The organism is Streptomyces sp. NPDC002734 (genome assembly GCF_040295685.1).
Classification (GTDB): domain Bacteria; phylum Actinomycetota; class Actinomycetes; order Streptomycetales; family Streptomycetaceae; genus Streptomyces.
This window is the reverse complement of sequence record NZ_JBEOVU010000033.1, coordinates 63,139-84,231: the sequence shown is the minus strand read 5'-3', so window position 1 is coordinate 84,231 and position 21,093 is coordinate 63,139. Positions and strand designations below refer to the sequence as shown.

Genomic DNA, 21,093 nt, shown 5'->3' with positions numbered 1-21,093 from the left:
CTTTACGGATCACCGGGATCACCCGCATCGTCGCCGTATGACACATCGCGAAGAAATCACCGGTTCGTCCCGGAACGAGGCCGACGGGGCGGGCGCGGCGCCCGGCGGTGCCGCGCCGGACTCCCTCCTGCCCCAGGTCACCCTGCGCAGTACCGGCGAGCTCGCCGACGCCCTGCCCTACCTGCTCGGGCACCGGCCGGAGGACAGCATGGTGCTGGTCGCCCTGCACGACTCCGGCAGGCAGGGGCGCTTCGGCGGCAGGGCGCGCCTGGGCATCCCACCCGAGCCGGGCAACTGGCGGGCCGCCGCCGGTCAGCTGGCGCTGGGCCTGGTGACCGGCAGCGCCCGGCGGGGTTCCACCGTCACCGGGATGGTCGCCTACGTGTGCCAGGAGCCCGGCCCCGGCGAGACCGGGCGGGAGGTCATGGAGCGCCTGCGGCCACTGGCTCAGCTGATGCGCACCGAGTGCGGGCGGCTGGACGTGCCGGTGGTCGAGGCGCTGTGCCTCTCCGACGGCCGTTACTGGAGCTACTGCTGCTCGGACGAGGCCTGCTGTCCCGTGGAGGGCAGACCCATGGGCCTCCCCGGCACCTCGGTGCTGGCCGCGGCCTCGGCCTTCGCCGGGCTCCGCGTCCGGGGCTCGCTGGAGGAGGTGCGGGTACGGCTGCGTCCCTGGGAGGGCACCTCGGCGGTGGCCGCGCAGGAGGCCGCGCTGGACGGGACGGCGGCCGCGTTGCTGCCGCGCCTGGTCGAGACGGCCGGCCGTGCCCAGGTGGCCGAGCTCACCATGGAGCTGGCCGAACAGGTGCACCGCCGGTTCTCCACCGCCCGGCCGGAGGCGGAAGGGCTGGACTCCGACCTTCGCGACGACCAGCTCCTCAGCCATGAGGAGGCCGCGACGCTCGTCCACGGCCTGCAGGACCGGGCCACACGGGACCGGGCCGCGGAGTGGATGGAGGGCGAGGACGCGGCCCCGGCCCTCCGGCTGTGGCGGGCGCTCTCCCGCCGCTGCGTGGGTTCCTACGGGGAGCACGCGGCGCCCCTGCTGACCCTGGCGGGCTGGGTGGCCTGGTCCACCGGCGACGACGTGGAGGCGCGCGAGGCGCTGGCCATGGCGCTCGCCGCCGATCCGGGCCACCTCTTCGCCCGCCTGCTGCACCGGGCCATCGACGAGGGCCTGGACCCGGAGTCCGTCCGGCGGTGCCTGAGGGAGGAGCGGACCCGCCGGAACGCCGCGAGGGCCGCCGGAGCCCGGCCCATGGCGGACGGCCCTCCGCCCGGCGGGAGCGACGGTGCCGCGGTCCCCGGTGAAGCCGCCGAGGGCCAGGTGCCCGCGGTCGAACCGGTGGCGGCGGGGGAGAGGCCCGGGGGAGGGGCCGAGCCGGACGTCGACGGAGGGGCGGCGCCGGAGAGTGCGGGTGCGGGGAGCGCGGACGGAGCGGGAAGTGCGGGGGGCACGGCGATTGCGGGGGAGGGGGATGCGGGTTCGGTCGGTGGGGCCGGAACCCTCGCTGTCGGAGGGGTCGAGCGGCGCCCGGCGTCCTGCCGCGTCCCCGCGCGGCTGCGGGCCGGAGTCAATCGGCGTGGTCCGGGCCGGGCGGATCCCCGCCTCAGCCGCCCCGGCAAAGGCGGCGGGCCCCTGGGAGGGCCGGGGCTTCGTGGGCGCGCCCACGACGGAAGGAGGCGCGGCGACAGGTGAGGATCGGGGCGGGTCGGTCGGGGCGGAGGCGTACGACCCCGCGGAGCCGCACGAGTGCGGCGGGACGCTCACGGGCCGTGTGCGTGCGCGTCGTGGATCTTCCCTCGGTGTGCGGGCGAAGCAGTGTTTATCGTCAGTGAGACGACTATGATCGCGGCATGCCCTACGACCCGTCAGCCTTCCCGCCCTTCGCCGTCACCGTCGACCTGGTGGTGCTGACCGTGCGCCGTCACTCGCTGTGCGCGCTGGCGGTCCGCCGTGGCGAGCCTCCGTTCCAGGGGCGCTGGGCCCTCCCCGGTGGCTTCGTGCGCGAGGACGAGGACCTGACCCAGGCCGCGGCACGCGAACTGCTCGAGGAAACCGGTCTGCGGGCCCACGATCCGGCCGTGCCCGCGGAGCCCCCGCAGGACAACGGCGCCCACCTCGAGCAGCTCGCCACCTACGGCGACCCGGGGCGGGACCCCCGGATGCGGGTGGTCAGCGTCGCCCACCTCGCCCTGGCGCCCGACCTCCCCGCGCCGCGCGCCGGCGGCGACGCGGGCGACGCCCGCTGGGCCCCCGTAGAGGAGCTCCTCCACCCCTCCGGCCCCGAACAGGACGCCCCGCTGGCCTTCGACCACGCGGGCATCCTCGCCGACGGGGTGGAGCGCGCCCGCTCGAAGATCGAGTACTCCTCGCTCGCCACGGCCTTCTGCCCGCCGGAGTTCACCGTCGGTGAGCTGCGCCGTGTCTACGAGGCGGTCTGGGGCGTCGCGCTCGACCCGCGCAACTTCCATCGCAAGGTCACCGGCACACCTGGCTTCCTCGTCCCCACCGGAGGAACCACCACCCGGCAGGGAGGCAGGCCGGCCCAGCTGTTCCGGGCCGGCGGGGCGACGCTGCTCAATCCGCCGATGCTGCGCCCCGAGGTCTGATCCGACGACGAAGGAGTGGCCGGGGCCGAGCGGCGGCAGCGGGGCGGCCACGTGGCCAAAACGGGCAAATGGTAAGGAAATAGAGCCCGTCGCGCTATCTTGCTTCGGGTGATCAAGGCCATCGGACTCACCAGCGCCCCGCGTGAGAAACTCCCGCCCGTCGTGGACGACGTGTCCTTCGAGGTTCTCCCCGGCCGCGTCACCGCACTGCTGGGCGCCCAGGGGTCGGGCAGGACCACGGTCCTCCAACTCATGCTGGAACTGCGGCCGGGGCGCGGCGCCACCCACTTCCGTGGGCGCCCCCTGCACGCCTCACCGGCCCCGCTCCGCGAGGTCGGGGCGCTCCTCGGCGACGTGCCGGGCCACCCGGCCCGCACGGTCCGCGGCCACCTCCGCATGCTCTGCGCGGCCACCGGGGCGCCGGCCGCCCGTGCCGACGAACTCCTGGAGGACGTCGGCCTGGTGGACCTGCGCGACCACCGGCTCGACTCCCTCGCCCGAGGCGCCGACCGGCGGTTGGGCATGGCCTGCGCCCTGGTTGCCGATCCGCACACCCTGCTCCTCGACGAACCCGTCGCGGGGCTCACTCCCGACGACGCCCGCTGGCTCCACTCCACCCTGCGTCTTCGTGCCGACGACGGCGGCGCAGTGCTGTTCACGACCGCGGACCCCCGGGAGGCGGCCCGGGCCGCCGACCACGTGATCACCCTGCACCGGGGGCGGGTGGCCGCCGACCAGGACGTCGCGGAGTTCGCGCGGACGCGATTGCGCCGCCGTGTCGCCGTGCGCACGCCGCACGCCGCACGCCTCGCGGAGTTGCTGGTCAAAGAGGCGCGCGTCTCCCGCCGGCCGGTGGACGTGGTGCGGGAGGGCGGCACCCGTCTGTCGGTCTACGGCGGCGACTGCGCGGAGATCGGCGAGGCCGCCTACCGGCACCGGGTCCTGATCCACCAACTCACCGAGGAGACCGCGGACATGGGCGTGCGAGCACGCGTGCGTCCCGACGGCGACGGTCCCGATGGCGACGGTCCCGATAGCGACGGTTCTGACGCCCGCGGTCCTGGTGTCGAGGGCGATGGGGATGTCGGCCTGGACCGTGCGGGCCGTGGTGTCGTCGCCGCTCACCGCGGGGGAGACGACGCGCTCGACGACGTGGAGGAAACCCTCGTCCGGCACCAGGAGGCGCGGGAACAGCGGGCCGCGGGCGGCTCGGCCGCGCCCAGGCCGGACCGGGACCCCGTTGCGCCCGCGGCCGTGGGTGCCGACGGTGGCCGGGAGCGGCGACGGCCGCACGGCCCGGCGCCCCGCCCACCGCTGCGCGCACGCCGCTCCCTCTCGCGCCGCTCCTTCTCGCCGACGCGCCCGCTGCGCTACGAGTTCCGGCGTGCCCGCGGCACCGGAGTCTGGCCGCGCACCTGCGTCGCCGTCGTCCTGGCCTCCGCGGCGATCACCCTGCTGCTGGCCCGCGTCGGTCACACCCCGCAGACCCGGCTGCTGGCCGCCTGGCCGGACGAACTGCCCCTTCCTCCCGCCGCGCTCGGCGCGGCCCTGCTGGGCGCCCTCTCCTTCGGCCACGAGTTCCGTTATCCCGCCCTCGCGGTGGACCGTGGCACCGTGCCCCGGCGGCTGGGGCTGCTCGCCGCCAAACTGCTGGTCTCGGCGACGACGGCGACGGCGCCCGCGGTCGCCGCCGTGGGCATCGACGCGCTGGTGCTGCGCCTGCTGCTCGGTGAGGAGTCCGCGGCCCTGCCACCGCGGTGGCAGTCGTCGGCGGCGGTGTGGCTCGCGCTGGTCATCGCCTGCGCGTGGGCGGGCGTTCTGGCCGCCGGACTCTTCCGGTCCGTGACCGGCGCCCTGGCCGCGGTCCTCGCGGTCCCGCTCGTCGCCGCCCCGTTGGTCGACCGGGCCGCCGGACTCATGACCCCCGGGTCCGGGCGTGGCGAAGCGTCACGGTCCGCCGGCGAACTCCTCGTCCGATGGCCCGTCGTCCGTGACGGGGCGACCGCCGAGGCGCTGCGGATGATCGGCCAACCCCTGGGTACGGCCATGCTGTTGTCGCTGGCCGCCCTGCTGTGCGGGTACCTGTGGACGAGCCTGCGCGCCGTGGCCGTTCCGCGGCTGTTCCGCGCGCGAAGGCGCCCGTTCGACAGCTCCGGCGCCCTCCGCACACCCAACTCGCCTTGGAACGTCACAATTCTTTCCGATAAGGCGTCAATTGAGACGGAGTGAGCGATCACCCTTTCGTGTGCTTTTCACCAAAGCGCTCAAGGGAGTTGGCGCCAACGCCGACAAAGGATGACGTGAGTACCCTTGCGCACACCATGATGACCGCCGCCCGCTCCGCCGACTCCGGCCTGGCCGGGCCGGGCGAACTCGACCGCTACCCCTACGCCGAAGGGCCCGCGGGTGACCGCGTCGGCGCGCCCGTCTGGGAGACGGAGCCGGAGCTCGGCCGGGTCGGCGGCCGCCGTGCCGCCGGAAGCCGCGGCCGCGGGCTGCACGGCCAACTCGTCCAGCAGCTCGGACAGATGATCGTTTCCGGAGACCTGGGCGCGGACCGCCCGCTCGTTCCCGAGGAGATCGGCCAGCGGTTCGAGGTGTCCCGCACCGTCGTCCGTGAATCACTCCGCGTGCTCGAGGCGAAGGGCCTGGTCAGCGCCCGGCCCAACGTCGGCACCCGGGTGCGTCCGGTCAGCGACTGGAACCTGCTCGACCCCGACATCATCGAATGGCGCGCCTTCGGCCCCCAGCGCGACAACCAGCGCCGGGAGCTGACCGAACTGCGCTGGACGATCGAGCCGCTCGCCGCGCGCCTGGCCGCCGGACACGGCCGCGAGGACGTCCAGCAGCGTCTCGCCGACATGGTCGAGATCATGAACCACTCGGTCGCCCAGGGAGACGCCCTCACGTTCTCCCGGGCCGACGCCGAGTTCCACTCCCTGCTGATCCAGGTCGCCGGCAACCGGATGCTGGAGCACCTGTCCGGCATCGTCTCCTCCGCCCTCCAGGTGTCCGGCGGACCGGTCACCGGATGCGACCGTCCGAGCGAGGCCTCTCTCGGGCACCACGCCAGGATCGTGGACGCCCTCGCCGCGGGGGACGGGCCGGCGGCCGAGGCCGCGATGCGGCAGCTGCTGAGCGTGCACCCGGAAGTCATGCACACGGAGACCGTGCACCCGGAGATGGAACGCGTGGTTCCGGCGCCCCGCGAGCACTGAGGGACGGGCGCGGCGCCGCCGGGGCGAGATTCCGGCGGCCCCTCCCTCCCTCCCTCCCTTTTTCCCGCCCTCTTCCTCCCCTCGCCTCCGTGGTCCCAGGGGTGAGGGGTGTCCTGCATCACGGCATCTGCGGAAAACCGTCGCTCCGTGACCGGTAATGACCGACTATCTTCGGTATTGCACCGATTCGCGGTGTGACTCGGGCCACGCAGATTGGGCGTAACGCTCGGCGGAGCAGCGCGATGACCTAAGAGGTGACAGCCGAGGAAGGAATACGGACGCCGTACCGGCGCTTGTTCCTCCCGGCCCGAGCCCGCGCCGTCGGCTCATCCCCAGGCCGCCGGTCGTCGGCTCCTGTCCTTGCGGACGGGGCCGGAAGCCGTTTTCCAACGTTCCGAGAGGTTGTTCGTGTCGGCCAGCACATCCCGTACGCTCCCGCCGGAGATCGCCGAGTCCGTCTCTCTCATGGCGCTCATCGAGCGTGGGAAGGCTGAGGGGCAGATCGGCGGCGACGACGTGCGTCGCGCTTTCGAAGCCGACCAGATTCCGGCCACTCAGTGGAAGAACGTTCTCCGCAGCCTCAACCAGATCCTCGAAGAAGAGGGTGTGACGTTGATGGTGAACGCGGCGGAGCCCAAGCGCGCCCGCAAGAGTGTCGCCGCCAAGAGCACGGCCAAGCGCACCACCACCCGCTCGGTCGCCGCCAAGCCCGCGGTGACCAAGAAGGCCGCCGCGGCTCCCGCGGTGTCCGTCGAGGAGGGTGAGGAGGCGGAGGCCGCCGCGCCCGCCAAGAAGGCCGCGGCCAAGAAGGCCACCACCGCCAAGAAGACGGCGGCCAAGAAGACCACGGCGAAGAAGACCGCGGCCAAGAAGACGGCGTCCAAGAAGGACGACCCGGAGCTGGCCGAGGAGGAGATCGAGGAGACCCCGGGCAAGGCCGCCGACGAGCCCGAGGGCGCCGAGAGCGCGGGCTTCGTGCTGTCCGACGAGGACGAGGACGACGCCCCGGCCCAGCAGGTCGCCGCCGCCGGTGCCACCGCGGACCCGGTCAAGGACTACCTCAAGCAGATCGGCAAGGTCCCGCTGCTCAACGCCGAGCAGGAGGTCGAGCTCGCCAAGCGCATCGAGGCCGGTCTGTTCGCCGAGGACAAGCTGGCGAACTCCGACAAGATCGCGCCCAAGCTCAAGCGCGAGCTGGAGATCATCGCCGAGGACGGCCGCCGCGCCAAGAACCACCTGCTGGAGGCCAACCTCCGTCTGGTCGTCTCGCTGGCCAAGCGGTACACCGGCCGCGGCATGCTCTTCCTGGACCTGATCCAGGAGGGCAACCTCGGTCTGATCCGCGCCGTCGAGAAGTTCGACTACACCAAGGGCTACAAGTTCTCCACGTACGCCACCTGGTGGATCCGTCAGGCGATCACCCGCGCCATGGCCGACCAGGCCCGCACCATCCGTATCCCGGTGCACATGGTCGAGGTCATCAACAAGCTGGCCCGCGTCCAGCGTCAGATGCTCCAGGACCTGGGCCGCGAGCCCACCCCGGAGGAGCTGGCCAAGGAACTCGACATGACCCCGGAGAAGGTCATCGAGGTCCAGAAGTACGGCCGCGAGCCCATCTCGCTGCACACCCCGCTCGGCGAGGACGGCGACAGCGAGTTCGGTGACCTGATCGAGGACTCCGAGGCGGTCGTGCCGGCCGACGCGGTCAGCTTCACCCTGCTCCAGGAGCAGCTGCACTCCGTCCTGGACACGCTCTCCGAGCGTGAGGCTGGCGTGGTCTCCATGCGCTTCGGTCTCACCGACGGGCAGCCGAAGACGCTCGACGAGATCGGCAAGGTCTACGGCGTGACGCGTGAGCGCATCCGCCAGATCGAGTCCAAGACGATGTCGAAGCTGCGTCACCCGTCGCGCTCGCAGGTCCTGCGCGACTACCTGGACTGATCGGACCGGATCACCCGGCCGGTCACGACCGGTCGTGAAACGACGCGAAGGCCCGGCTCCACTCCGGTGGAGCCGGGCCTTCGCGTCGTCCGACCTGTGGAGGAAGGCCCGCCTGGATTACTTTGGGTCGACACATGGTCGACCCGGAGTGAGGGATGTTATGCGTTTTCTCCCAGCCGTGGGGGTCGCGGCGGTGGCCTCGTCGCTGGCGGCGCTGGTGCCGGCCGCGCCGGCGGCGGCCGACGCCGAGTCCGTCCGCGGGGCCGCGTCGCGGGTCGTCGTCGGCGGGTTCCCGGTGGAGGTGGAGCAGGCCCCGTGGACCGTGGCGATCTCCAGCCGGGCGCTCTTCGGCACGACGCGGGCGGGGCACTTCTGCGGCGGCGCGGTGATCGGCGCCAGGACCGTCCTGACGGCCGCGCACTGCCTGGGGGAGAGCGTCCTCGGCAGAGCGCCGCAGCAGGTCCCCGACCTCACGGTGATCGCGGGACGTTCCGAGCTGACCGGCCGAGGAGGCCAGGAGATCCGGGTGCGGGACACCTGGGTGAATCCGGAGTACGACGACGTCACGAACGCCGGCGATTTCGCGGTGCTCACGCTGGCGGAGCCGCTGCCGCGGAGCTCGGTCGTGAAGGCGGCGCCCGCCGGGGACGGCGCCTACCGGCCGGGGACGGCCGCCACGGTCTACGGCTGGGGCGATGTCACCGGGTCCGGCGCCTACGCGCGGTCACTGCGCGCGGCGCGGGTGCACGTGCTGGAGGACGCCTACTGCCAGGAGGCCTACCCGGGAGGCGCTGAGGGCGCCTACACGCCCGGCGCGATGCTGTGCGCCGGAGAGCCCGGCGGCGGCCCCGACGCCTGTCAGGGGGACAGTGGAGGCCCTCTGGTGGCCAAGGGCCGGCTGATCGGGCTGGTCTCCTGGGGCAGCGGGTGCGGGCAGTCCCGCAAGCCCGGGGTCTACACGAGGGTGTCCGAGGTCGTGCGGACGCTGGCGCGGCGGCCCTGAGGTCCTGCCGGACGGCGGAGCGGGAACCCGGCCGGGTCGGACAGGGCCGGAAGGGGGACGACGGGCCCCGGGACGAGCAGAGGCGGCCGACCTCCCTGGTGGGGGAGGCGACCGCCTTTGTCACCCTGCCTGTGCCGGGTTAGCTCGTCGTGGGACGGAGTGTCGGCGCTCTCAGCGCTCTCCGTCGGGGTCGGCTGCCGGGCCGGAGGACGTCAGTCGCTCCGTCTCGTCCTGTATCTCGGCGGCGATCTTCTTGAGTTCCGGCTCGAACTTGCGGCCGTGGTGGGCGCAGAAGAGCAGTTCTCCGCCGCTCAGCAGGACGACGCGCAGGTATGCCTGGGCGCCGCAGCGGTCGCAGCGATCGGCGGCCGTCAGCGGGCTCGCGGGGGTCAGAACAGTAGTCACGTCGCCTCTTCTCTAGCTCGACGAGCTGTCGTACCAGGGTCAACATCCAACCAGGCCGAAAACGTTCCCGCTCGCGGCTTTTCCTCGAAAGATTTCTCAGCGAGGCGGCTGTCTGCTGCCGGTTGGCGGCGAATGTGCCGTAGTGCGTGTCTTGGTGCCGTACGGGTTCGCGCTTCTTCCAGTGTCGGTCCTCCGGCGACCGAACGCCGCTTGTTGAGGAGGACGTGCCCGGAGCCTAAAGGGTTCATGCCTGCCGCGGAACGTGATGTGTGCTTCACTCCTCCGGGGTATCGAACGGGCATACGATTCTGGATTAGGGTTTGACCGGGGACGAGGGTGGCGTTACACCGGCCTCATCAGGCCTCGGTACTCTCTGGAGCGGCGACCGAGCCGTGAGGCGTCCCCTGGCGACGCCAAGACATGCCCAGAAAAATTCAGCGAGGAGCGAACCGCGTGACCGCCGACACGTCCGTGCCGTCCACAGCGTTGCTGACCGGAGCAGATCGGGACGGTTCCAACTACACCGCGCGGCACCTTCTCGTCCTGGAGGGACTCGAGGCCGTCCGCAAGCGCCCCGGCATGTACATCGGCTCCACGGACAGCCGTGGCCTGATGCACTGCCTGTGGGAGATCATCGACAACTCCGTCGACGAGGCCCTGGGCGGCCACTGCGACCACATCGAGGTCATCCTCCACGACGACGCCTCGGTCGAGGTCCGGGACAACGGCCGCGGCATCCCCGTGGACGTCGAGCCCAAGACCGGCCTCTCCGGTGTCGAGGTCGTGATGACCAAGCTGCACGCCGGCGGCAAGTTCGGCGGCGGCTCCTACGCGGCCTCCGGCGGCCTGCACGGCGTCGGCGCCTCCGTGGTGAACGCCCTCTCGGCCCGGCTGGACGTGGAGGTGGACCGCGACGGGCACACCCATGCGATCGGTTTCCGCCGCGGTGTCCCGGGGGAGTTCTCCGGACGGGGCGAGAGTGCGAAGTTCCAGCCCGGCAGCGGCCTGCGCAAGGCGCGCAAGATCCCCAAGAGCCGCACCGGCACCCGCGTCCGCTACTGGGCGGACCGCCAGATCTTCCTCAAGGACGCCAAGCTCTCGCTGGAGAACCTGCACCAGCGCGCCCGGCAGACCGCCTTCCTGGTCCCCGGCCTCACCATCGTGGTGCGCGACGAGTTCGGCCTCGGCGAGGGCGGGAGCAAGGGCGAGGAGTCGTTCCGCTACGACGGCGGCATCAGCGAGTTCTGCGAGTACCTCGCCTCCGACCGCCCGATCTGCGACGTGCTGCGCTTCTCGGGCCAGGGCACCTTCAAGGAGACCGTGCCGGTCCTCGACGAGTACGGGCAGATGACCCCGACCGAGGTCACCCGGGAGCTCGGGGTGGACGTCGCGATGCGCTGGGGCACCGGTTACGACACCACGCTCCGGTCCTTCGTCAACATCATCGCCACGCCCAAGGGCGGCACCCACGTGGCCGGATTCGAGCAGGCCGTCGCCCGCACGATGAACGAGGTGCTGCGCTCCAAGAAGATGCTCCGCGTCGCCGAGGACGACATCGTCAAGGACGACGCCATGGAGGGCATGACCGCGGTGGTCACGGTCCGCCTCGCCGAACCGCAGTTCGAGGGGCAGACCAAGGAGGTGCTGGGCACCTCGGCGGCCCGCCGGGTGGTCAACCAGGTCGTCTCCAAGGAGCTCAAGGCGTTCCTGACCTCGGCCAAGCGGGACGCGGCCCAGCAGGCGCGCTCGGTCCTGGAGAAGGCCGTGGCGGCCGCGCGCACCCGGATCGCGGCCCGTCAGCACAAGGACGCCCAGCGCCGCAAGACGGCCCTGGAGTCCTCCTCGCTCCCGGCGAAGCTGGCCGACTGCCGCAGCGACGACGTGGACCGCAGCGAGCTCTTCATCGTCGAGGGCGACTCCGCCCTCGGCACCGCGAAGCTCGCCCGCAACTCCGAGTTCCAGGCGCTCCTGCCGATCCGGGGCAAGATCCTCAACGTGCAGAAGTCGTCGGTCAGCGACATGCTGAAGAACGCCGAGTGCGGCGCGATCATCCAGGTCATAGGGGCCGGGTCGGGGCGCACCTTCGACATCGACGCGGCGCGTTACGGCAAGATCATCATGATGACCGACGCCGACGTGGACGGCTCGCACATCCGCTGCCTGCTGCTGACCCTCTTCCAGCGCTACATGCGTCCCATGGTCGAGGCCGGCCGGGTCTTCGCGGCGGTGCCGCCGCTGCACCGGATCGAGCTGGTCCAGCCCAAGCGCGGCCAGGACAAGTACGTGTACACCTACTCGGACCGTGAGCTGCGCGAGACGCTGCTCGAGTTCGAGCGCAAGGGTGTCCGGGTCAAGGACTCCATCCAGCGCTACAAGGGCCTGGGCGAGATGGACGCCGACCAGCTCGCGGAGACCACGATGGACCCGCGGCACCGCACGCTGCGGCGGATCAACCTCTCCGACCTGGAGGCGGCCGAACAGGTCTTCGACCTCCTGATGGGCAACGACGTGGCCCCCCGCAAGGAGTTCATCTCCAGCTCCGCCGCGACCCTGGACCGTTCCCGGATCGACGCCTGACGGGCGCCGCCCGCCCGGCCGCACCGTCGCCCGCCTCCGCCCGGACGTCCCTGGACGGCCGGACGGAGGCGCGTCCGGCCCGGGCCGTCTCCCGCCGCGTGCGTGACCTCCTGGGTCGGCACGTGCGTCACCCGTGCGGGAGCAACGCCTGTGACCGTTGACCTTTCGGTCACCTGATGGGGTGAGAGATCTGCCGAAAGAGTCCGGGAAGTTCACGGTCTGTCCATCATTGTTCCTACGGCCGAATGGAGCCGTGGGACAAGGAGATTTCGGTGAACAAGCACGACGGTCGCGACACCGGAGAGGTGCGGTTCGACGACCCCTGGTACGACGCACTCGCCTTTGGCTGGGGTGAGACGGACGGCACGGGGGAACAGACTCCCGCGGTGCCGGCCGCGCGCCAGGTGCGGGAGGAGAGCCGCGACCGCGCGGCCGCCGACGTCTACCTGGAGGTGCAGCGCAGCGCAGCCTTCCAGGAGGTGCGCAGCCGCTACCGGAAGTTCGTGGTTCCCGCCTTCGTCTCCTTCTTCCTCTGGTACGTCGCCTACGTGGTCGCCGCCACCACGGCGGTGGACTTCATGGCCACCCCGGTGGCGGGCTCGGTGAACGTGGCCATGCTCGCCGGGCTCGGCCAGTTCCTCACCACCTTCGCCCTGACCTGGGCATACGCCCGCCACGCCCGGCTCCGCCGGGACCGCGCGGCCCTCCAGCTGCGCTGGGACACCCAGGAGCTCACCCGCGGCGCCCGGGGCGGTGCGGCATGACGGGCAACCACCAGTCCCTCGTCCTGGTCCTCTTCAGCGTCTTCGTGGCGGTCACCCTCGGCATCACCACCTGGGCCGGCCGTAACCGGCACGGTTCGACCGAGGAGTTCTACACGGGGAGCCGCCTCTTCTCCCCGGTGGAGAACGGCCTGGCCATCGCCGGCGACTACATGTCGGCCGCGTCGTTCCTCGGCATCTCCGGGCTGATCGCCCTCTTCGGCTACGACGGCATGCTCTACTCGGTCGGCTTCCTGGTCGCCTGGCTGGTCGTCCTGCTGCTGGTGGCCGAGCTGGTCCGCAACTGCGGCCGGTTCACGCTGGCGGACGTGCTCGCGGCCCGGATGCGGGAGCGTCCGGTGCGGATCGCGGCCGGCACCTCCTCGGTGATCGTCTCGGTCCTCTACCTGGTCGCCCAGATGGTCGGCGCCGGCAGCCTGGTCGCCCTGCTCCTGGGCGGTACGGGCAGTGCGGCCCAGACCTGGACGGTCATCGGCGTCGGCGCCCTGATGGTCGTCTACGTGTCCCTGGGCGGTATGCGGGCCACCACCTGGATCCAGATCGTGAAGGCCGTCCTGCTGCTGGTGGGCACGCTGGTGCTGGGTGTCCTGGTGATGGTCCGCTTCGGCGGCGACTTCAACGCGCTGCTCAGCTCCGCCGCCGACAACAGCGGCTTCGGCGCGGCCTTCCTGGCTCCGGGCCTGGAGTACGGCGGGAGCTGGACGGACCGGCTGGACTTCATCAGCCTGGGCCTCGCGCTGGTCCTCGGCACGGCCGGGCTCCCGCACATCCTGTCGCGCTTCTACACCGTGCCCACGGCCCGCGCCGCCCGCCGCTCCGTGGTGTGGGCGATCGGCCTGATCGGCGGTTTCTACCTGATGACGATCCTGCTGGGCTTCGGCGCCGCGGCGATCGTCGGCAGCGACGAGGTCCGCAGGTCGAACGAGGCCGGCAACACCGCGGTGCCCCTGCTGGCCCTGAACCTGGGCGGCGGAGCCGACTCGACGGGCGGTCCGGTGCTGTTCGCGGTGGTGGCGGCGGTCGCCTTCGCCACCATCCTCGCGGTGGTCGCCGGCGTGACGCTCTCCTCGTCCGCGTCGGTCGCGCACGACCTGTACGCCTCGTTCCGCCGTAAGGGCGCCAAGCAGCGCAGCGAGGTCGCGGTGGCCCGCGTCGCCGCGGTGGGCATCGGCGTCGTCGCGATCGGCCTCAGCCTGCTGTCCGGCGGACTGAACGTCGCCTTCCTGGTCGGTCTCGCCTTCGCCGTGGCGGCCTCGGCCAACCTTCCGGTGCTGCTGTTCACGCTCTTCTGGCGCCGCTTCACCACCCGGGGCGCCATCTGGTCGGTGTACGGGGGCCTCGTCCCGGCGGTGGCGCTCGTCGTCTTCTCGCCGGTCGTCTCCGGCCGGCCGACGTCCATGTTCCCCGGCGCGGACTTCGCGTTCTTCCCCCTGGAGAACCCGGGCCTGATCTCCATCCCGCTGGGCTTCGTGGCGGGATGGGTCGGCACGGTGACCTCCTCCGAGGAGCCGGACGAGGCGAAGCACGCCGAGACCGAGGTGCGGTCGCTGACCGGAGCGGGAGCGGTCTGACCCCGACCCCGCGCCCTCGGGGGCGCCCCGGCCGTCTTTCGGGTGCCGGAGACCTGCCGGGAGCCCGGCGCACGCAGGTGGGTGCGCCGGGCTCCCGGCCGTCCGCGACGTCACCGCCGTCCAGGGCGGTCAGGTCGTCTCGCGCACCTCGACGACGTCCATACGCGCGGGAGAGCCGAGCGGCGCCCCACAGCTCTGCGGGCGGGGCGGCGCGGCCGCCGCCTCGGCGACGACCACGCGCCATCGGCGGCCGTCGGCGTGCGTCACGACGACCTCCCACAGCGGCGGGTCCTGCTCGGCGGCGCCTGCCGGGACCCGGTGGACGCCAGTGACGTCCAGGGCGTCCGCGAAGGTCTCCCCGATCCGTGTCCGCACGGCCAGTTCCGCCGCCTGACCCGGCCGCGCCCAGGCCGAGCGGCCCCGGCAGTGCTCGGTGACCACCTGACCGTCCCTGGCGCGGTGCAGGATCTCCTTCACGGCCGGTGCGTCGACCCGGCCGTACGCGTACCCGTGCGGCAGGACCAGCAGGGTGGGCGAGAAGCGGTGGCCACCGAGGTGGGTGATCTCCCAGGTGCCCGTCACATGGGAGGCGGCGAGTTCGGCGGCGAGCGGCCGGCCCAGCAGGGCGCAGCAGCGGTCCCGCCGTCCGTTGGTGCACACGAACGCCAGAGGGAAGCCGGTGTGCGGCGACGCATCGGGCAGGGCGGCGCCGAAGGCCTCCGGCTCGCCGCGGCCGAGTGCCGCGAAGTCGATGTCCAGCAGTCGCTCGGGCTCGCGGGTGAGGGCGCCCAGCACCCAGTCGTTGCGGGGGGCCGTGTGCGCGGCGTACACCCGCCGCAGCGGGGGAGTCCCGTGGTCCGCGTGCGGCCCGGGTCGCCGGATCAGGGCGACCCGCACCCCGCTGCCCTCCGCGGCGTCCTCCAGGGCACGCCCCAGCGCGGGGTCCAGCCGGCTCTCCGTGAGCGCCTTGGGCCCCCAGGGACCGGGCTGCTCGACCAGCAGCCACGTCCGCGCGTGCACCGCGGTCCCGGCGATCGGCTCGTCCAGGGCCCGTGACACGGTTGCGCACCTACTCACACAGGTGAGCCTAACCTGGCTGGTGGGACGCGTGCGGTCTGGCGGGGCGCGTTCGGGGGACGGAGGGGAAAGCGTGGGTGGCCCCGACGCCGCCTTCGCGCCGGGGCCACCCACGTGGCTGTCGGTGCTACACGTCGGGGATGTCCGCCTTGGCTCGTACCAGGGTCTCGCGGCTGATCACGACGATCCGCTCGTAGTCCGCCCGTGCCGCGTCCGAGGGGAGATGGCTGTCCAGATCCGCCGTCGCCTCGGTGCCGATGACGGCGAAGTTGCCGTCCTCCAGCTCGAAGATGTCGGGGCAGGTCGCACCGTTGACGCTGCCTCTCTCACGTGGAGACGCACCGATACGGCGGAGGATCTTGCTCACTGTTGAGTTTCCCTTTCGACCAAGGCGTGGAGGTGCGCGCGCCCGTGCCCAGCTCGGGAAACCCTCGTGGGGTGCGGGTGGTACTTGTGGCGTGACTGTCTTGTGGAGCAGTTTGGTACGCGATCGCCAGACGGGGCCCGTGCGCGTGGTGAACAACGAGGAGCGTAGCGGTTGGCATCCGCCCGGGAGAGTGAAATGGCAGGTCGGCGTGCGTCTTCGCCACCGAGTCACAGCCTCCGTCGGCTGCGTCCGCATGCCTGGCTCAGTGCTCGTCCTCCGACTCGGACGGTTGGATGCCGACCACCCACCAGTCTTCGTCCTCCGCCTGCTCCAGCTCCTGCAGCAGACCGTCGATCAATGCGCCGAGCTGGGCCTCTTCCGTGGAGGGCGGCAGACTCACCCGGTGGTGTCGGGTGTCGTGCCAGTACTCCCTGAACGGAGCGTTCTGCAGGGTGCTCCGGGCGAAGCCGAAGAACTCCTCCTTGGTCATGTTGCCGATGCGGTAGTAGAACAGCATGTTCGTGTACAGGGCGTTGGCGAAGAGGTACTGGCGGCGTTTGCGAGGGGTGAGGCCGGGGCCCTCGTAGACGTCGAGGACCTCGGCGAGGTCGGGGTCGTCGATGGCCTTGCTGAGGAGCGCCCAATGCTGACGCTGCTGGCTCGTGAGGTTGACCTCGCGTCGCATGGCGCGTGTCTGGGTCAGGTGCTGGTCCAATGCCGCCCGGAGTTCGTCGAGCGCCCGGCGCTGGACGGCGGTCGCGGTGATCGCGCCGGCGGCGGCGCCGAGGCACGCCACCGCCAGTGAGCGTAAAAACTGTGTGGCCATGTCAATCCCCCGTATCGGACGACCCCGCGCCGGTCGTCGGGTCGGTGCGGGTCGACACGGGCGGGGACCGGCGGGCGGTGGGCGATGCTGCGTGCTGCCGCTCCCCAGGATCCCGAGCGGCTCTGATCGGCGGGAGGCGGAGAGGGAGGCGCACGGAGGGACGTGCGGGTCACCCGGACCGGCGCCATGCTGAAACGTTTGCCCATCGGTGGCAGCGAACAATCGTTCACCGGAAGCCGTTTCGCAGGCCTCATATCCTGGCGGCGGCACTGGGAGTCGATCGGAAGTGAGCAGCGTGCGCCGGGGCGCGCGGTGCGACGAGAGAGGGCGCGTCATGAGCAGTGGGACCCCGCACACCCCGCAGATTCCGGTCGTCGTGCTGGCGGGGTTCCTGGGGGCGGGGAAGACCACCCTCCTGAACCACCTGCTGCACAACAGCGGCGGCAGCCGCATCGGCGTGGTGGTGAACGACTTCGGCGCGATCGAGATCGACGCCCTGGCGGTGGCCGGCGCGCTGGGCGACTCCACCGTGTCGCTGGGCAACGGCTGCCTGTGCTGCGCCGTGGACGTCGGGGAACTGGACGAGTACCTGGGCAGGCTGGCCCGGTCGCCCTCGGGGATCGACGTGATCGTGATCGAGGCGAGCGGGCTGGCGGAGCCGCAGGAACTGGTGCGGATGGTGCTGGCCAGCGAGCAGCCGGAGGTCGTCTACGGCGGGCTGGTGGAGGTGGTGGACGCGGCCGAGTTCGGGGAGACCCGGGAGCGGCACCCGGAGATCGACCGTCACCTGGCCCTCGCCGACCTGGTGGTGGTCAACAAGACCGACCGGGCGAAGGACGTGGAGGCCGTGCTGCGCACGGTGCGGGAGGCGGCCGACGGGGCCGCCGTGGTGCGGGCGACGCACGGGCGCGTCGACCCGGACTTCCTGTTCGACTGCCGGCCGTCGCAGGAGCGGGTCGGGCAGCTGTCCTTCGACGACGTGGACCTCTACGGCGACGGCGACGGCAGCGGCGGCGAGCACGGCGAGGGGGACGAGCAGCGCGCCGAGGGGAACGGGCACGGCGGGCACCTGCATGCCGGGTACGAGAGCGTGTCCTTCACGTCGGCGCGGGCGATGGACCCGCGGCGGCTGATGCGGTTCCTCGACGAGCGGCCCCACGGGCTGTACCGGATCAAGGGGTACGTGGACTTCGGCGCGTACGACCCGGGCAACCGGTACCTGGTGCACGCCGTCGGGCGGTTCCTGCGCTTCTACCCCGAGCCGTGGAAGCGGCGGGAGGAGCGGGGCACCGCCCTGGTGCTCATCGGGTCCGGGATCGACGCGGCGGGGCTGGAGAAGGAGCTCGCCGGCTGCGTGGGCGGGACGCCCGGGGAGGCGGACGAGCACGGCATGTGGGGCGTGCTGCGGTACGTGCAGGGGGAGGACGACGCGGACCTGGTGGCGCCCGAGGACGACGCGGAGCTGGTCACGCCCGAGGAGTAGCCCCCGGGCGGGGAACGGCAGGGCCCCCCGCGAAGGTCGCGGAGGGCCCTGGCGGAGGCGGTCAGGTCACGCGGGACCGGCGGCCACCGCGACCGTCTTCGGCAGGCCCACGCCCGAACCGTCGCGTCGCGGATCCATCTCCGGCACCTCGGCCGGCATGCCGTTCTTCTGCGCGGCGTGCACCGGTGCCGGGCCCGCCCAGGCGAGGGAGAGACAGTCCTCGCCCTTGAGGAAGCGCTGGCAGCGCACGCCGCCGGTGGCCCGGCCCTTGCGCGGGTACTGGTCGAACGGCGTCAGCTTGGCCGTGGTCTGCACCGAGTCGTCGAGCGTGCCGCGCGAGCCGGCGACGGTCAGGACCACCGCCTCCTGGCCCGGGTCCACCGCGGTGAACGAGATGACCTTGGCGCCGTCCGCCAGCTTGATGCCGGCCACGCCGCCCGCCGGGCGGCCCTGCGGGCGGACCAGGGAGGCCTGGAAGCGCAGCAGTTGGGCGTCGTCGGTGATGAAGACCAGGTCCTCGTCGCCGGTGCGCAGCTCCACCGCGCCGACGATCCGGTCGCCCTCCTTGAGGCCGATGACCTCGAGTTCGTCCTTGCCCGCCGGATAGTCCGGCACCACGCGCTTGACGATGCCCTGCAGCGTGCCGACCGCGAGGCCGGGGGAGGACTCGTTCAGCGAGGTCAGGCAGATCACCGTCTCGTCGTCCTCGAAGGAGACGAACTCGGCGAGCGGGGCGCCTCCGGAGAGGTTGGGCGTGGTGCCCGCCGCGATCTCGGGGAGCATCGGCAGGTCGACCACGTTGACGCGCAGCAGCCGCCCGGTGGAGGTGACCACGCCGATCTCGCCGCGCGCGGTGGTGTCCACCGCGGAGACGATCACGTCGTGCTTGACCCGCTTGGCGTTCTTGACGGCGGGGAAGGGGTCGGCGTCGGCCGTGCGGGCCAGCAGGCCGGTGGAGGAGAGCAGCACCCGGCACGGGTCGTCCGCCACCTGGAGCGGCAGGGCGGCCGGGGTGTCCGCGGACTCCAGCAGCACGGTGCGCCGCGGGGTGCCGAACTTCTTAGCGACGGCGGCCAGTTCGGCGGAGACCAGCTTGCGCAGCTCGGCGTCCGAGTCGAGGATCCGGGTCAGCTCCGCGATCTCCGCGGTGAGCCGCTCCTTCTCCGCCTCCAGCTCGATGCGGTCGAACTTGGTGAGGCGGCGCAGCGGTGTGTCGAGGATGTACTGGGTCTGGATCTCCGACAGCGCGAAGGCCTCCATCAGGCGCTGCTTGGCCTGGGCGGAGTTGTCGCTGGAGCGGATCAGTCGGATGACCTCGTCGATGTCGATGAGCGCGGTCAGCAGGCCCTCGACCAGGTGCAGCCGGTCGCGCTTCTTGCCGCGGCGGAACTCCGAGCGGCGGCGCACCACGGTGAAGCGGTGGTCGAGGTAGACCTCGAGGAGCTCCTTGAGGCCGAGCGTGAGCGGCTGGCCGTCCACCAGGGCGACGTTGTTGATGCCGAAGGACTCCTCCATCGGCGTCAGCTTGTACAGCTGCTCCAGCACGGCCTCGGGGACGAAGCCGTTCTTGATCTCGATGACCAGGCGCAGGCCGTGCTCGCGGTCGGTGAGGTCCTTGACGTCGGCGATGCCCTGGACCTTCTTGGAGCTCACCAGGTCCTTGATCTTGGCGATCACCTTCTCCGGGCCCACCGAGAAGGGGAGTTCGGTGACGACCAGGCCCTTGCGGCGGGCGGTGACCTGCTCGACGGCGACCGTCGCGCGGATCTTGAAGGTGCCGCGGCCCTTCTCGTAGGCGTCGCGGATGCCGGACAGGCCGACGACGCGGCCGCCGGTGGGCAGGTCCGGGCCGGGAACGTGCTTCATCAGCGCGTCGAGGTCGGCGTGGGGGTACCGGATCAGGTGCCGGGCGGCGGCGACGACCTCGCCGAGGTTGTGCGGCGGCATGTTGGTCGCCATGCCCACGGCGATGCCGGAGGCGCCGTTGACCAGCAGGTTCGGGAAGGCGGCGGGCAGCGCCACCGGCTCCCGCTCCTGGCCGTCGTAGTTGGGCTGGAAGTCGACCGTGTTCTCGTCGATCGACTCCGTCATCAGGCTCGTCGCGTCGGCCATCCGGGCTTCGGTGTACCGCATGGCGGCCGGCGGGTCGTCGTTGCCGAGGGAACCGAAGTTGCCGTGGCCGTCGACCAGCGGGACGCGCATGGAGAACGGCTGGGCGAGCCGGACCAGCGCGTCGTAGATCGACGTGTCGCCGTGCGGGTGGAGCTTGCCCATGACCTCGCCGACGACGCGGGCGCACTTCACGTACCCGCGGTCGGGGCGCAGGCCCATCTCGTTCATCTGGTAGACGATCCGCCGGTGCACCGGCTTGAGACCGTCACGCGCGTCGGGCAGCGCGCGGGAGTAGATGACCGAGTAGGCGTACTCGAGGAAGGAGCCCTGCATTTCGTCCACGACGTCGATGTCGAGGATCCGCTCCTCGAAAGCATCGTCATCGGGTCGCGCTGTCTTCGTGCTGCGGCGGGCCATCGCTGCCGGGCTCCTTCACGGTCTTGCGAGCATGAACGGGGACTGTCGCGCACCATTGTGGCCCTCGCCGCCGACACCTGGGACCGCGCCCCCGCCGGTGACGCCCCGGGACGGGCGCCCGGGGCTCAGGCCCGGCGCAGGCTGTCGATCATTCCTCCCCATTCGGGCCCGTCCCACTCGATCACGACGGCGGAGCCGTCGGACTTCATCTTCAGGGTTCCCTTCGTGCGCGCGGGGTCCGGCTTCGCGCAGTCCAGGGTGATCCGCGGCTTGTCGGTGCCGACGCCCTCGAGGGAGCCCGGGCAGGCGAGCTCGCCGGTGGTGACGACCTTCTCCCCGGTGATCTTCAACGTCTCGACGGGGCTGTCGTTGATGGGGCGCCAGGTGCCGTCGAACCCCTGCTCCGGGGCCGCGGCCTGCGAGGACCGCTCGGCCGGCTGCGAGGCCTTCGAAGCGGCCTTCGAGGCGGCCGGGCCCTTCGCCCCGTCGTCGCCGTCGGAGCCGGAGCAGCCGGAGAGGAGCAGAGCGCCCAGCCCCAGAAGGGCGGCGGCGGTCAAGGCCTTGCGCATGGAACGTCCTTTCACTTCATTCACGGCGGACGACGCCGACCGGTGGACGGCGCCCATCCCAGCACACCCGCGCGTCCCGGGGCGATCGGGGTCGCGGCCGCCGGAGCGGCCGTCCAGGCGGCGGGAGAAGCT

Annotated in this window: 16 protein-coding genes; 10 read left to right on the top strand and 6 right to left on the bottom strand. The window is 72.0% G+C overall.

From position 1 onward, the window contains the following. Positions 1-37 precede the first annotated feature (37 nt). From ABT026_RS25630 to ABT026_RS25605, 6 genes are all read left to right on the top strand, one after another. Positions 38-1,699 (top strand): DUF4192 domain-containing protein, encoded by a 1,662-nt coding sequence (locus tag ABT026_RS25630; RefSeq protein WP_351117494.1) that lies wholly within the window; start codon positions 38-40, stop codon positions 1,697-1,699. A 158-nt stretch (positions 1,700-1,857) separates the two neighbouring features. Continuing rightward, the gene (locus ABT026_RS25625) at positions 1,858-2,613 is read left to right on the top strand and encodes an NUDIX hydrolase (RefSeq protein ID WP_351117493.1); all 756 of its coding nucleotides are present in this window, start codon (positions 1,858-1,860) and stop codon (positions 2,611-2,613) included. A 108-nt stretch (positions 2,614-2,721) separates the two neighbouring features. Further along, positions 2,722-4,842, top strand: coding sequence for an ATP-binding cassette domain-containing protein (locus ABT026_RS25620; RefSeq protein ID WP_351117492.1), 2,121 nt, complete (start codon positions 2,722-2,724; stop codon positions 4,840-4,842). Between the two features lie 71 nt (positions 4,843-4,913). Next, a complete protein-coding gene (locus ABT026_RS25615) occupies positions 4,914-5,831 on the top strand; it encodes a FadR/GntR family transcriptional regulator (RefSeq protein ID WP_351117491.1) in 918 nt (305 codons plus the stop codon). 408 nt (positions 5,832-6,239) lie between these two features. Continuing rightward, the gene (locus ABT026_RS25610) at positions 6,240-7,772 is read left to right on the top strand and encodes an RNA polymerase sigma factor (RefSeq protein ID WP_351117490.1); all 1,533 of its coding nucleotides are present in this window, start codon (positions 6,240-6,242) and stop codon (positions 7,770-7,772) included. Positions 7,773-7,932: 160 nt separating this feature from the next. After that, complete coding sequence (locus ABT026_RS25605) at positions 7,933-8,775, top strand: serine protease (RefSeq protein ID WP_351117489.1); 843 nt, start codon at positions 7,933-7,935, stop codon at positions 8,773-8,775. Between the two features lie 171 nt (positions 8,776-8,946). Here the strand turns inward: ABT026_RS25605 and ABT026_RS25600 are convergent, their stop codons facing one another. Continuing rightward, a complete protein-coding gene (locus ABT026_RS25600; RefSeq protein WP_108952024.1) occupies positions 8,947-9,180 on the bottom strand; it encodes a DUF7455 domain-containing protein in 234 nt (77 codons plus the stop codon). Between the two features lie 453 nt (positions 9,181-9,633). On the opposite strand from ABT026_RS25600, the gene ABT026_RS25595 reads away from it, so the two are divergent. The 3 genes from ABT026_RS25595 (at position 9,634) to ABT026_RS25585 (ending at position 14,110) form a co-directional block, all read left to right on the top strand. Beyond that, positions 9,634-11,757, top strand: coding sequence for a DNA gyrase/topoisomerase IV subunit B (locus ABT026_RS25595; protein ID WP_351117488.1), 2,124 nt, complete (start codon positions 9,634-9,636; stop codon positions 11,755-11,757). Between the two features lie 245 nt (positions 11,758-12,002). Next, on the top strand, positions 12,003-12,521 hold the full coding sequence (locus ABT026_RS25590; RefSeq protein ID WP_351117487.1) for a DUF485 domain-containing protein: 519 nt from the start codon (positions 12,003-12,005) through the stop codon (positions 12,519-12,521). Continuing rightward, complete coding sequence (locus ABT026_RS25585; RefSeq protein ID WP_351117486.1) at positions 12,518-14,110, top strand: monocarboxylic acid transporter; 1,593 nt, start codon at positions 12,518-12,520, stop codon at positions 14,108-14,110. The genes ABT026_RS25590 and ABT026_RS25585 overlap by 4 nt, the downstream gene beginning before the upstream one ends. 129 nt (positions 14,111-14,239) lie before the next feature. On the opposite strand, the gene ABT026_RS25580 is transcribed toward ABT026_RS25585, so the two are convergent. The 3 genes from ABT026_RS25580 to ABT026_RS25570 form a co-directional block, all read right to left on the bottom strand. After that, positions 14,240-15,187: a ferredoxin family protein gene (locus tag ABT026_RS25580; protein ID WP_351117485.1), complete on the bottom strand. Its 948-nt coding sequence runs from the start codon at positions 15,185-15,187 to the stop codon at positions 14,240-14,242. Positions 15,188-15,314: 127 nt separating this feature from the next. After that, a complete protein-coding gene (locus ABT026_RS25575; RefSeq protein WP_351117484.1) occupies positions 15,315-15,554 on the bottom strand; it encodes a hypothetical protein in 240 nt (79 codons plus the stop codon). Between the two features lie 262 nt (positions 15,555-15,816). Continuing rightward, positions 15,817-16,380 (bottom strand): DUF6082 family protein, encoded by a 564-nt coding sequence (locus ABT026_RS25570; RefSeq protein ID WP_351117483.1) that lies wholly within the window; start codon positions 16,378-16,380, stop codon positions 15,817-15,819. A 334-nt stretch (positions 16,381-16,714) separates the two neighbouring features. Between ABT026_RS25570 and ABT026_RS25565 the strand changes: the two genes are divergently transcribed. Continuing rightward, entirely contained in the window at positions 16,715-17,863 is a 1,149-nt protein-coding gene (locus tag ABT026_RS25565; RefSeq protein WP_351117482.1) for a CobW family GTP-binding protein, read from the top strand. 66 nt (positions 17,864-17,929) lie between these two features. Here ABT026_RS25565 and ABT026_RS25560 read toward each other — a convergent pair whose 3' ends face one another. Both ABT026_RS25560 and ABT026_RS25555 read right to left on the bottom strand, forming a co-directional pair. Beyond that, positions 17,930-20,392 carry a DNA gyrase/topoisomerase IV subunit A gene (locus ABT026_RS25560; RefSeq protein ID WP_351117481.1) on the bottom strand — a complete coding sequence of 821 codons (2,463 nt, stop codon included), beginning with the start codon at positions 20,390-20,392 and terminating at the stop codon, positions 17,930-17,932. Between the two features lie 125 nt (positions 20,393-20,517). Further along, positions 20,518-20,961 (bottom strand): hypothetical protein, encoded by a 444-nt coding sequence (locus ABT026_RS25555; RefSeq protein WP_351117480.1) that lies wholly within the window; start codon positions 20,959-20,961, stop codon positions 20,518-20,520. Positions 20,962-21,093: the final 132 nt, after the last annotated feature.

Bases quoted from the DNA above. Each gene is read 5' to 3' on its own strand.
- ABT026_RS25630 (WP_351117494.1), top strand. From the start codon at position 38: ATGACACATCGCGAAGAAATCACCGGTTCGTCCCGGAACGAGGCCGAC.
- ABT026_RS25625 (WP_351117493.1), top strand. From the start codon at position 1,858: ATGCCCTACGACCCGTCAGCCTTCCCGCCCTTCGCCGTCACCGTCGAC.
- ABT026_RS25605 (WP_351117489.1), top strand. From the start codon at position 7,933: ATGCGTTTTCTCCCAGCCGTGGGGGTCGCGGCGGTGGCCTCGTCGCTG.
- ABT026_RS25590 (WP_351117487.1), top strand. From the start codon at position 12,003: ATGGAGCCGTGGGACAAGGAGATTTCGGTGAACAAGCACGACGGTCGC.
- ABT026_RS25585 (WP_351117486.1), top strand. From the start codon at position 12,518: ATGACGGGCAACCACCAGTCCCTCGTCCTGGTCCTCTTCAGCGTCTTC.
- ABT026_RS25570 (WP_351117483.1), bottom strand. From the start codon at position 16,380: ATGGCCACACAGTTTTTACGCTCACTGGCGGTGGCGTGCCTCGGCGCC.
- ABT026_RS25565 (WP_351117482.1), top strand. From the start codon at position 16,715: ATGAGCAGTGGGACCCCGCACACCCCGCAGATTCCGGTCGTCGTGCTG.
- ABT026_RS25560 (WP_351117481.1), bottom strand. From the start codon at position 20,392: ATGGCCCGCCGCAGCACGAAGACAGCGCGACCCGATGACGATGCTTTC.
- ABT026_RS25555 (WP_351117480.1), bottom strand. From the start codon at position 20,961: ATGCGCAAGGCCTTGACCGCCGCCGCCCTTCTGGGGCTGGGCGCTCTG.